Annotated in this window: 10 protein-coding genes; all 10 read right to left on the reverse strand. The window is 39.9% G+C overall.

Annotated elements, in window-relative coordinates; genetic code table 11:
- Positions 1-7 precede the first annotated feature (7 nt).
- The 10 genes from tssC to tagH all read right to left on the reverse strand — a co-directional run bounded on the left by tssC (position 8) and on the right by tagH (position 12,710).
- On the reverse strand, positions 8-1,501 hold the full coding sequence (tssC, locus tag L3Q70_RS19740; protein ID WP_062567658.1) for a type VI secretion system contractile sheath large subunit: 1,494 nt from the start codon (positions 1,499-1,501) through the stop codon (positions 8-10).
- The gene (gene tssB / locus L3Q70_RS19745) at positions 1,498-2,001 is read right to left on the reverse strand and encodes a type VI secretion system contractile sheath small subunit (protein WP_062567659.1); all 504 of its coding nucleotides are present in this window, start codon (positions 1,999-2,001) and stop codon (positions 1,498-1,500) included. Before tssB ends, tssC begins: the two co-directional genes overlap by 4 nt.
- 12 nt (positions 2,002-2,013) lie before the next feature.
- Positions 2,014-3,150 carry a type VI secretion system protein TssA gene (gene tssA, locus L3Q70_RS19750; protein WP_237115427.1) on the reverse strand — a complete coding sequence of 379 codons (1,137 nt, stop codon included), beginning with the start codon at positions 3,148-3,150 and terminating at the stop codon, positions 2,014-2,016.
- A gap of 152 nt (positions 3,151-3,302) precedes the next feature.
- Positions 3,303-4,094 carry a Stp1/IreP family PP2C-type Ser/Thr phosphatase gene (locus tag L3Q70_RS19755; RefSeq protein WP_237115428.1) on the reverse strand — a complete coding sequence of 264 codons (792 nt, stop codon included), beginning with the start codon at positions 4,092-4,094 and terminating at the stop codon, positions 3,303-3,305.
- Positions 4,087-4,815 carry a type VI secretion system-associated protein TagF gene (gene tagF, locus L3Q70_RS19760; RefSeq protein ID WP_237115429.1) on the reverse strand — a complete coding sequence of 243 codons (729 nt, stop codon included), beginning with the start codon at positions 4,813-4,815 and terminating at the stop codon, positions 4,087-4,089. The genes L3Q70_RS19755 and tagF overlap by 8 nt, the downstream gene beginning before the upstream one ends.
- Positions 4,797-8,297 carry a type VI secretion system membrane subunit TssM gene (gene tssM, locus L3Q70_RS19765; protein ID WP_062567662.1) on the reverse strand — a complete coding sequence of 1,167 codons (3,501 nt, stop codon included), beginning with the start codon at positions 8,295-8,297 and terminating at the stop codon, positions 4,797-4,799. Before tssM ends, tagF begins: the two co-directional genes overlap by 19 nt.
- Before the next feature lie 10 nt (positions 8,298-8,307).
- Entirely contained in the window at positions 8,308-9,588 is a 1,281-nt protein-coding gene (tssL, locus tag L3Q70_RS19770; protein ID WP_062567663.1) for a type VI secretion system protein TssL, long form, read from the reverse strand.
- A 15-nt stretch (positions 9,589-9,603) separates the two neighbouring features.
- Positions 9,604-10,932 (reverse strand): type VI secretion system baseplate subunit TssK, encoded by a 1,329-nt coding sequence (tssK, locus tag L3Q70_RS19775; protein ID WP_062567664.1) that lies wholly within the window; start codon positions 10,930-10,932, stop codon positions 9,604-9,606.
- Between the two features lie 15 nt (positions 10,933-10,947).
- Complete coding sequence (gene tssJ / locus L3Q70_RS19780) at positions 10,948-11,403, reverse strand: type VI secretion system lipoprotein TssJ (RefSeq protein WP_062567665.1); 456 nt, start codon at positions 11,401-11,403, stop codon at positions 10,948-10,950.
- Positions 11,404-11,420: 17 nt separating this feature from the next.
- Entirely contained in the window at positions 11,421-12,710 is a 1,290-nt protein-coding gene (gene tagH / locus L3Q70_RS19785; protein ID WP_237115430.1) for a type VI secretion system-associated FHA domain protein TagH, read from the reverse strand.
- Positions 12,711-12,714 lie beyond the last annotated feature (4 nt).

The following is a 12,714-nucleotide window of genomic DNA, read 5'->3' on the forward strand; positions in this document are numbered from 1 at the left end:
ATAGGTATTAGCCAATCTCAGGGATCTTCGCTACTAATCTTAGTGACGACGTTAGCTCTTCCATTTGCAACCATGGACGTAACCACGCAACAGCGTTGTACGCACCAGGTTGACCTGGTATTTCTTTTACAGACACTTTTGCATCCGCTAATGGGTAACGTGCACGGATATCTTGACCACCACCCTCAGTCGCATTCACGTATGACAGGATCCAACGGTTTAACCAAGACTCAACGTCTTCTGCTTCCATGAAGCTACCAATTTTATCGCGTGCCATTACTTTTAAGTAATGAGCAAAACGAGATGTTGCCATCAAGTAGGGTAGACGTGCTGAAATTGCAGCATTTGCTGTTGCATCTGGCGTTGAGTAAACTTGTGGCTTCTGACAAGACTGGCCACCAAAGAATACCGCATAATCAGTATTCTTATAATGACAAAGCGGTAAGAAACCAAGTTTGCTTAGCTCTGCTTCACGACGGTCAGTAATACCGATTTCAGTTGGACATTTAAGATCCGGATCACCATCATCGCTTGTGAAAATATGGGTTGGTAAGCCTTCAACTTTACCACCACCTTCCGCTCCGCGGATAGCTGTACAGAAGCCATACTGAGAGAAAGCTTTTGTCATGTTAGTCGCCATTGCGTATGCCGCATTACTCCAACAGTAATCACCATTATCAGTATTCACAGAGCGACCATCAATCGGATCAACAGTGAACTCTTCAAAGTTAAACTCTTCTACTGGCTTAGACGCCGCACCGTAAGGTAAACGAGATAAGAAGCGTGGCATAGTAAGCGATACAAAGCGAGAATCATCGCTGTCTCTGAACGAGCGCCATTTAGTGTATTCAAGTGACTCAAATACTTTTTCTAGATCTCTAGGTTTTGTTAGCTCTTCCCAGCTGTCAAAACCGAATAAAGAAGGTGATGACGCAGAAATAAACGGACAGAAACCTGCTGCTGCAACATTAGACATTAAGCTTAATGTTTCTACATCTTCTGGGTGATTTGTGAATTCAAAGTCACCAACAATCGTGCCGTAAGGTTCACCACCTGGTGTACCAAACTCTGATTCATAAATCTTTTTAAATGTCTGGCTTTGGTCAAACTCAACCGCTTTACTTAAATCTTTATGAAGTTCTTTTTTCTTCATGTTAAGCACGCGTATTTTAAGCGTTGAGCTGGTCTCTGAGTTCATCACTAAGTGACTTAGACCACGCCATGAACCTTCAAGCTTTTGGAAGTCTTCGTGGTGCATAATGACGCTGAGCTGTTTTGATATTTTTTGATCAATCAGCTGAATGGCTTCATTAAACGTCACTGTCATGTTTTTATTCCATTGCACAGTGCCCTTCAATGCTTCTTCAGTTAGCGTACGTAATAACTCTTCAGCTCTGCTTGCATCAGTTTGTTTTGTTGCGCCAATCGCTTGCGTTAATAACGACGCCGACTCAGTTGTTGCTGTATTTTCTACATCTTGTGCTAACGTTTCGGTGCTCATTTTTCAGACTCCTCAACTTTTAATTCCTTCGCAATAGAGTCAAGACTCGCCGTGTTGCTCAGTACTTCTTCTAACACATTCTCTAACTCTTCAGAGCGGTCAATCTTTGTCATTAAGTCACGTAACTTGTTGCGTGTTTCCATTAGGTTACGTAATGGTTCAACTTGGTTAACAACAGCCGCAGGCTCAAAGTCATCAATCGTTTTAAAGTTCAGATCAACACTGAATTGTGAGCCATCATCCGTTAAAGTGTTGTCTACATTTAACTGCAGCGAAGGGCTCATTTTCTTTAAAACATCATTGAAATTGTCACGGTCAATTTGAATAAATCGTCTGTCTTTTAATGGCTTTAATACTTCTTTATTGTGGCCAGAAAAATCACCCATTACACCAACAACAAAAGGGAGTTCTTTTTTTACAACTGCGCCTTCAGTTTCTACATCATAGGTAATGTGGACTCGTGGTTTACGAACACGTTTTAATTTGTCGTGGATACTCATTCAAAACTCCTTTTACTCGGTTTCTGTTTCGCTAACTTTGATGCCAGACAGCTTAAAGTATCCAGTCCTAGCATCACTATCGGTTATTAATTCATTTAATAGCTCTGGTAACGACAATTCGCTCCATCGAATAACTTGCTCAATGGTATAAGACATAGGTGAATGTGGTTCTGTCTTTCTAAAATAGAGAGCTATTTCTTGTAATTTTTTAATTGCGCCTTCGCGGCTGGTGATTGCACCATTATCACTTTTGCTAGTGCTCACTGAAGACGACTCTTGAGACTCATCTTCCTCAGCAATATCTTGTTGTTCTTCTAAAACTTGCTGTTCAAGCGCAGACAGTTTATCTGCACCAAGATGAAGTACAGCATTTAAACATTGTTCAAGCGCTTGTTTAATATAAGAAGTTGGCTGTGATTGGTTTGTTGCTTTATCAAGTGATGCACTCAGTTGTAAAAACTCTGTCAGCGCATTTTCAATGCCATTCTTTAAATCAACAAAATACTCAACGGGCGTTTCTTGGGCGCCTTTTTCGATGACATCAAAATCAATAGCACCTTGCGCTATTTTCTTTTCACGTTTTTCATCACTTAACCTAGAGGTGTCATAAGCTTGTTGATATTCCCAGAAAGTAAAAGGTTCATAGTTATGGCTTTCTGTCAGAGGAATACTTTTAATAGGGATAATTAGCGCACCTTCACTGGCAACACCATTTAAACCTATTAATGCAGAGACTTTATCTGATATCTCGTCGTCTTCATCCAGTAATGGGTATAATTCGTCGAAATGATTTTCGATAAGCTCATGCGCGGCACGAAAAGCAAAGGCTAAGCCTTTGAAACCGTGCACTCTACACATTGCTTCAATAAACCAAGCTAAGTATTCAATATCTTTACTTTCGGTTTTTAACGCATTGCTACATTGGTCAAGTAATGGCAACCAATCACGTGCTATAGATGCAATTCCTTCATCATCAACAAGCGCTAAGCGCTCAGCCGCACGCAACTGATTTCTTAAATCTTTCAGAGAATAATACGTTGATGTTGGAGACACATCTGAGCGAGGTTCAATACCCGCAAAATGATCTTCTGAGATGGGGGCTATATATTCTTCAAGTGTGAACATTCCATTGCCTTTATTACCTTCCATTTTACACCTAAAAAAGAAACGATATGGTATATTACATTTCTTATTTAAGATTACAAGAGAACATCGCTCTTATAAATACACAATTTCAATTATAACAACCAAAATAAATAATAAAACCATATTTATGATGGAGTTAATAAAAATAACAAAACTTACTTTCTTGACAACATCGGGATAGTCAAATCATCAAGCGTTAACTTTTGATTAGCACAAGAGTTAACCCCTTCATTCTTCACTAAAATAAATGTCACATTATCTTTTGCGCCACGCACAAGCGAAGAGTGAATTAGTGCCATGCCAGAATCAATAATATTTTTTGGTTCTAACGCCAGACTTATCTCTGAGTCGTTCAGTTCTCCAGTTAAGCCATCCGAACAGAGCAAAAAGATGTCTTCGCTGCGCAAATCACCTTCTTTAAAATCAACATCAACTTCGTCTTGCACACCTACAGCACGCGTTATCACATTCGCTAGAGGGTGATGCCTTGCTTCTGCTTCAGATAAAACACCTTCATCGATAAGGTCATTGACTTGACTGTGGTCCCGAGAGACTTGTAATAAGCCACCGTTACGGTATAGATAAATGCGACTATCCCCCACCCACAGTACATAGTATTTGTCATCCTTCAACAGCAAAACGGTGACCGTGCTCCCTGCGGTTTTATTCGATAGGTAGTCAGTGCTGTACTCAAACAACTTTTGGTTTGCTTTTTTTATCGCGTTAATAAGGATGACTGTTGATATGGAAGAAGCAGGTAATGACTCTACTTCATTTTTAATCACATCAACAACCATTTGGCTTGCAAAATCACCAGCCTCATGGCCGCCCATACCATCAGCGACAACCCAAATATTAAACTTATTTAGCTCAACATAAGCATCTTCGTTTAACTGCCTTACTGCACCTCGATGAGACACCGCATAACTTGTATAATTTTTATTCACGCTCTCTTACCTGAGTATAATTCCACTCCCAATGCTGCCATCGGCCATCTAGCATTGCTGCAACCTGATTAACAGGCGGTAATCCAGCAGTAATAAATACCACTGGTTTGATGTTTATCGAACCATGTGTCCACCAAACACTGTAATCGCCATACTTACTTGAGAGTAAGCTATGTAAAACGTCCTCTAATGATTCGTCGCCAAGCTCAACCCCTTGAAACTCAAAAGCTATCGCTGATTTGTTTTCATCTGGTGAAGTATGCTTACTAAAACGTTTTTTAGTCACAGGCGTATTTTGCAATGTACCCAGCACTTTTTTACGCCACACGCTTAAGTCAACGCTCTCTTCAAGAACAGATAGCACTGCATCCTCGTACTCCAATGAAAGCAAGTTTGAATGTAAAGCCTTCATTGGTAACTGCTGCGTGTCTATCACGACGGTAAACGGGTAATGCCTGCCAACGGCATCAACACTTGGCAGTAATGTGCCTACTTTTCTATCCTCAGTGACGACATTTTCACATAATGCAAAATGCCACACAGGGCTGGTCAAGTATCGCTCCTGCCACTGTGAACCGAGCTGCTCTTTGCTTACAGCAATAGCAGCTTGTAACCAATGTTCCCAATGCTCACTAAATTGCTGACAAATGCCATCTTGGACAAAATCACCTAGAAAAGGGACCTTACCCAAGTAGCCTAACTTTAAAGCCTGGTCGGACATGAAAAACTCTCTATACTTGCGTTCCAGAATGGATGTCTAATCGATTTTGGCAGTAACTCAACTGTCGCATTATTTCCTTGCAATGAAAATTGCAGCTGTAAATCCTTTTCTGTCTGTGCTCTTTTCGCCTGTAAGTCATCTAACATGCGATACAAAGACCATTCACCCTCGTAGCTGGCATTGATAGTGCGTCCTCCATATGGTGGAGTAAACACAATACGCGTTTTATTTTGAGCGACATCACCAGGCCAAACGATGCTTTTAACTTTAGGTGGACCATGACGATAAATCATTGATTGACCATCTATCTCAAGCATGAAACTGGAAACTGTTTGATCTAACTTTAATGGTTTTAAACCAAACTCAATGCGCGGTGTTTTGCTGTTACCATCAAAAAATACTTCGCGAATTTTGGCGGCTTTTTCAAACATTTCTAATGCTGACTTGCTTACACCGATATTCTTTTCGAATCGCCAAGGGCTCTTACTGGTGTCGACACTTGGTGCGATATAAGTATTAAAAAAGCTATCGATTGTGCCATCTGGACCAAAAAAGTCTGAGAAATCTTTAAGATTTACCTCTTTAGATGAAGTCGAAACAAACGGATAACGACCCACAATTGCATCGTTGTACTCACGTAAAACAGTACTTTTCCATATTTCATTCAAATGACGATTTGCACTGCTTCTGGTGATATTTGATGTATCTTGACTGATATTCAATAACCAATTGTTCGCAGGATAAGGTAACCCTTTACTCTGGAACTCTAATTGACTAAGGAACTCAGGCTTACTCTTACCACTTAATTGATTTTTTACAGATGATTTTAGTAACCCGCCTCTATCAAGTTGATTTAAGTAAATATTTAACTCTCTTAAACTTGCTTGAATTTGCTCAAGTTGCTGCTCATCAATTTCTAAAATATCACTAAAGGCTTCTTCAACCTGATAACCCGGAAGCTTTATATCAAACTGTGGTGCTTCATTTGGCAAATAACGCTTAAGTCTATTAGCCTTAGTATGCATTGCAACTTCAGCGGCATTCGCCGCAACCTTACCGGCTGCCTTTTGATTTTCTGAAATAGGTAGCTTAGTTAAACGCACATTCTTTTGTACGGTGGTAATAATATTTTTTATTGGAGTTTCTGGACCCGCCAACACATCAGTAACTCTGACGCCTTCATTAGGTGAGTTAAACTCATTTAGCGAAAGTTCATTAATAAACGAGCGCCAATAATAGATGTAATCTTGGAAATATTTCTGTTCAAGCTTTTTCTCTATATCTGCTTTCGAAATATCATAGGTCCCTGACGCTTCTTCACCATACACCCAGCTACTTGCCATCAAGTTACCCAACATCTTACTTTTCTCAACATTGAAGATGCCATGATAGCCATTATAAGTATAAAGACCTGGGATACTTTTCATGATTGAGTCTGAGTTTTGGAAGCTAAACTGTTTCGCACTTTCATAGCTGATAATGTCAGTTAATTTGAAAGGCGGAATGCTGCTGTCGATAAAGTCAGCTTGCAACCTTTGATAAGCACGCTCTGCAATAGGTAACTTAGTTAGCTCCGCTCGTGCTAATCGCACAGCTTGATGATCAATTTCTGATTCAGAGAAACCATGCTCTAACAATGCTTTTGTATGCTCAAATAATTCAGCACGTGTTTGGAAATTAACATCGCCTGGTAAGTTTCTCTCGTAATATGCACTAAACCAAGCAAGCACATCTTCATTATTGTAATGCTCAGGTTCAAAGAACATTAAATAACAACGTAAGGTTTCGTAGAGATAACTTAAATAATCAGCCTGCTCTGTCATCTCAGAGGTCAGCGCATTTAATAAGTAAGGCTCTAAGTATGTTTTTAATGAACGTATATATGCTTTTTGCGAAGCCTCCGTGAGAGGTTCTACTTTGCTAAAGCCATAAGCTTCAAAATCATCGGCTTCTAACTGATTAACCGGGAAATTTTTAAGCATATTAAAGCGCTGATTTAGCACAATTAAGTTCGCTTTATCGACCGTATTTTGATCAAGAGCTTGATACTCACTGAGCGCATTATCGGTTTTGCTGATAAGCTCATTGTTCCACGAAAAGCTCACATACCAAGAAATACTCAAGCCTAATAAAACAACACTCGTTACGGCTAAGCAAGATATACGTAGCCACTTGTTCTGCTTTTCATGGTGTTTGTTAGTGCTTGCTAAGTTTTGCTCAGGAAAAATGACTTTTTCTAATAAGCGTTTAATAAAGAAGCTTCTTGTCTGATTAATATAATCTTTCTTTACCGTACTTTGCTCGTTTAACAGGTTTGAAGGCACGCCTTCTTGAGTCGAACTTGTTAAATAAACACCGCGGAATATTGGCAGGCTCTCGTATGCATTAGGTGTGAAAATTTCTTTTAAGAATGAATAACCGACATTTTGTAAAACACGAAGCTGTTTAGGAAACTCAAAGATCTTCGATCTATTCGTTAGATCATGTTCATTGATCAAACGTCGATTAAGTAATGTTGTTAAATTAGAGATAAGCGCGTGAAACTCTTTATTAAATGCATCCATTTGATTGTCAGAGTTAGCATCAAGCTCGAAAGTAACACCCCAAACTTGCTCACACTCTTCATCGCTGAGTTCACAAAAGAACTCTCTAAACCCTTCAATTAAGTCAACTTTTGATAAAATAACATACACGGGGAATGTCATTCCAAGTTGACTTTGTAGCTCTTGTAAGCGCTGTTTAATGGCGCGTGCGTGTAAGTTTCTCTCTGTTTTTGTTTGGTTCATTAATTCAGAGATGCCCATACTAATCACCACACCATTAATAGGTCTTTTCGGGCGGTACTTTCTTAATAAGCCTAAAAATCCTTGCCATGCTTTCGCATCATGTAGAGCATGACTATTTTGTGTTGTATAGCGCCCTGCAGTGTCAATAATCACGGCTTTATTGGTGAACCACCAGTCACAGTTTCGCGTTCCGCCCACACCATGCACTAAATCAGTGCCAAGCTTATCTTTTAACGGAAAATCAAGACCTGAGTTATTGATGATATTTGTTTTACCAGCACCAGGAGGGCCAATCATGATATACCAAGGCAATTGGTAGATGTTTCGCCCGTTGAATAACTTAGCATTCTTAAGTAATTCAATTGCCTCAACCATACGTGCTTTTAATGTTTTGATCTCCTCTTGGATTTCATCGCCAGCACCTTCATCAACCTCAATTAGTTCTTCGGCCATGCTTTCGTTGCGTTTATTTTGCTTTCTTAGATGCAATAGCTTGGTTAAGGTATAAATTAATAAAATAGCAAGTATCAGAATCGCGCGTGCCGCAACACTTGCCAAAGGAGTGTAATCAGCAATAGAGATCAATGGACCGCCAAACCAGATCAACAAGAAGAGCGCTATAAAGCCAATTACAATCATAACTTTACGAGAGGTAAGCGCGTACATAGCACGCTTGCACTTTTGAATAAAACTCATTGCAACTCCATTAAAAAAGTAAGTCGATTTCAATTCTGCGATTCAATGCTTTCTGATTTGAATCGGCATTACTCACCAAGGGCTCCGCAGAACCTCTTCCTTCTGGCCATAACCTACCCATTAAGCCTGTATTTTTGGCCATAGAGTTTGCAACTTGCGTTGCTCTTGCTAATGACAGGTGCCAATTTGAGGGGTACTGGTTGGTACTTATTGGACTGTCATCAGTGTGACCTGTTATTAAAATTTTACCTTTTGTGCCCTCAAGGCTCAGCGCAAGCTTTTCTAATATTGGTTGGAATGAAGGACGTAACGACGCTTCACCAACATTAAAGAGGCTTTCGTTATTAATGGTAATTCTAATTCGATCCGATTGACGCTCAATACTAACTACACCACGTTGTATTTCGGTGTGCATTAACTGTGTTAGTAGATCAAGCTGTGTATTTTTAGTGTCTTCGGTTTGTGAAGATGAAATAGGGTGTACTAAATTTAAATTATCCGTAGTCGTTGCCACTTTTTCATTTAAACGCATATTAAAAAATAAATACACGGCCAATGTGAGTAGGGTTAAAACAGATACAACGACCCAAAGTGGGATCTGGTTTCTTAACTCCATACCGGCTGCAACACGGCTCTTCCAAGACGGTGTTAGGTATTTACTTTGAGGTCCATCTAGTTGATTTAAAATGTGATATACGCGATTTCGATAATCATCTATCTTACTATCGCCGCCAGTATCAACCCGATACTTACCTTTAAAGCCTAAATTTAGACAGTGGTACTGTAATTCTAAAAATTCTTTGTTTGCTTCAGGGTGTAGCAAGGCATCATCTAGCAGAGTGAAAAAGTATTCTCCGCCAAACGTCTCTTTATGGAATGTTGATAGTAAGCTTTCTTCCGCCCACTCCAGTGAGCTCCACTTAGCATTTAACGCAGCTTCATCCAATGCAGCACACAAACAATAGCGGGCATTATTTATCACTGACAAATCGATAGATTTGGCACGCAAAGTACTTTCAAAACGTTTAATCGACTCAATGGCTCGGTGCTTCAAGGCCGCTAAATTTTCAACTTCCGAAGATTGGTTGATGAAAATCACTAAAGAAAAGCAGTCATTAGCGGCTTCAAGTAAACCATTTTTGAATATTGAAATATTATTTAAAGGCGCACTTCCACTTTCAGATTGACTCAGTGATACGACTGTTTTATCTGAATGCGATTTTGAAGTATTTGCATCCTCCATGCCTCGACTCAAACGGCCTGGACGTGGTTTAATTATTGTTTCATCCATTGAAACTTCCCTCTGTTAGCTTCTAATAGCCCATAAAACCAAGTTAAGATCCGGATAGTTACCGGACAAGTGAATTGCAATCCCACCGCTTGATTTTAGCTTATTCCAGTGTTCACTTTGTTTGTTAAGCTCAAAGTAATGATAACCCGCATGATATGGAACCTGACGCGGTGCTGTTGGCAGACTGTTAATCGATATCCCTGGTATTTGGTTATTAACCAAGTCACGAATTGTCTCCACACTACCTATCTTAATTTGTGAAGGTAGTAATTTACGTAATTCTTCATGCGGCACGCTGGCTTTAACTGCAAGCACAAACTGAGACGAATCAAGAATACTTTTATCTTTTAAGGCACCAAAAGAAATACCAAACTTGCTTTGTTCAAGCTTAATTTCGGTTGCAGTTTGTTCAATAACTTGACTCAGAGATTGATACAAGAAGCTTACAACCTCTGAAAAGACGAACTGTAAATTTGCATGATCATACTTAGGTAAGACGGGCACACGCTTATTGGCTGCACTGAATGTTGCAAGTTCGCCAGCCATCTCAATTAAGCGCGTGTAAAATGCTCTTGGATGAACGTGAGAATGATTTAATAAGCTTTCAAAAACAGCGTCGTATTTGTTAAGTGTTTGAAGCATGATGAAGTCAGCCACAGACGCACTGCCAGCATACCCTTGACATAATCTTCCAGAGATACTTTCAGCGCGCTGTTTTATCAAACTGCCAATCTCTCTTACAAGACCAATTAACGGTTTACAATGAGTAATTTGCAAGCAGGGTGGAACGTATTTAGGGTCAAGCTTAATCGCCCCCTCGTTCGTTACTTCACTAATACGCGCAACGGGCAATGTTACGTAACCTGCTGTATCATCAGACATTAACATTAGTTTGCTATGAAGCTGTGCCACCTGAATAACTTCTTGCGCTTGAGAACCTAAGTTATCATCACTAATCGATAAATCGGCAATTCGATATCGCGTAACTAGCTCATCTTCTTCAGTCGCTAAATTTATACCACTGCTTTTCAACGCTGGAACAGCTAAACATACAATTTCATTGTAGGTATTTTTTGGTACAACAAGCGGAGCAGGCAACTGCTCATTACTTGGCATGTTAATTGGACACAAATCAGAGGTAACAGCCGTTAGACTGTCAATAGCAAACTGCCCTGTTACCAATAAACCGGTATCAATATCGATATCAACAACGCCCCACGAGTCAGCAACATTCGCTTCTATAATTTTCCTAATCGTGCTGAAGGTATGCTTGTCTGCTTGCTGGAAATGTTGGGGCCTTAAAAACATGCCCTCAGTCCATGCGACCCGCGTGTAATCACTCATTTTAATTCCTTTTAATCATCTCATGTAAGTCGCTAGCGACTCTACATTCACATCGATATCGTCGTAACCTGTTGGATCTACTTCAATAACTGAACGCCAGCGTGCTTTTTCAATATCTCTATACGCCAACACAACGCCAATGAATCGCGTGTTCCTATTTAAGCTCATTTTATACTCAAGCTTAGATCCTGGCTGTAACTCTAACTCATCTTTCTTTAGGAGATCTGGTCCTAAAATTTCTTCTGGTGTATCGTAAAGACTGAAAAAGTCTTGCGTATCAAAAATAGTTCGCGAACTAAGTTCAAACACTTTTAAAACTACAGGAGAAGGACGTCCTGAAATATCAGGGTTAACGTCAGCGGCAACATTAATATTTAGATCAGTTGACGGTGGCACAAATTTATTAACCGTTGAGCAGCCAACTAAAAAAACTAATAGAGCTCCAGCAAAAGTAAGTTTGGACTTTAACATGCTTTTATTCCCTTATATCACGCTTTACTGTGATTATTGTACGCTCGCAAAAATTCTTCAGATAATGCTAATACACCTTTTGTTTCAACATCTTCAATAATTTCAGCGTGTAATTTTTGATATATATCCCAACTCGATGAGTCAGAATAAGTTGGTAAGTAATTTAAAATACTCTCTTTGTTACGCACTTGCTGCTTGATGCCATCAGGAGATAATTGCTCTAATGCACCAGAAAGCGCGCCGGTGGCACCTGCTAACAGCCCTTTTTCATGGGCTTTGGTGTCGATAAAACTCTCTTGAACCGCTTTATTTGCCTGTAAGTAGCTTGAACTTTTACGAATAAATAAGTTTTGAATAGCATCATCAAGCGTGGCAGAGAACTTCAAAGGGTTATTTTGTTCAACCTGAAATGTCGTGTGGTTCAACTTGAGTTGATTTTTTAGTAAAGAACGTTGGCGAATTAAATCCATAGAGCCGACTAAAAAATGTCTCAAGCTCTCGCCCATTTGTGCCCAAACACGTTCATCGTTTAATTCATTCGCAAGTTCATCATTCACTCCCAAGCCTTCTAAAAAAGCAGCAACTAAAGGCGAATCACCATTGCCCGTAACCGGTTTAGGTGCTTTAGCAGGTTGAGTAGCGCTATGCTGAGCTGGCTTTTGTTGAACTTGCACAGGCGGTTCAGCAACAGGTGGACTAGCCAAATGTTGGCTACTTTCACTTACTACTTCGTTACTTGAACCCATAAACGCTATTTCATCCCAGTCTTCAGGGATTGGTTGGCTTAATGAGCTACTGTTAACTGGCTCTGAAATAGGTGCTTGCGGTTGCTGGAAAGAAGGCGCTATCATCGCTTCGTCCATGCCACCAGCAAATTCATTGCTTAGCGAAGAATTCGCCATGTCATTATTCTGGTTATAGTTCTCTACTGACGGACTGGGCTGACTAAAAGCAGCAGCAGATTGATGTGAGCTTTGCTTTTGAAGCTGATTAGACAACTTAGCTTCAATTTGAAAATCACCAATGGATAGTACATCACCATCCGATAGCAAATGTTTATTTTCCTTACCCAGCGGTGAAACAGAATAGTTAATAAATAAACCATTCGTAGAGTAATCATAAACGTAGAAGCCATCTGCTTCTTTGACAACTTTACCGTGTTGACCAGAGATGACCTTTTCAGGGTCAGGTAAATGCCAATCACATTGATCAGAGCGGCCAAAAGTTAATTCCTGTTCTACTGTTTTTGTAGCCTCAATCTCAGGTGAAAGTCTATGATAGCTGGTAACATTTAAAACCACTTCCATTTGA

Origin of the sequence: Pseudoalteromonas sp. CF6-2, assembly GCF_021729425.1 — a bacterium.
In the GTDB taxonomy this organism is placed as follows: Bacteria; Pseudomonadota; Gammaproteobacteria; order Enterobacterales; family Alteromonadaceae; genus Pseudoalteromonas; species Pseudoalteromonas arabiensis.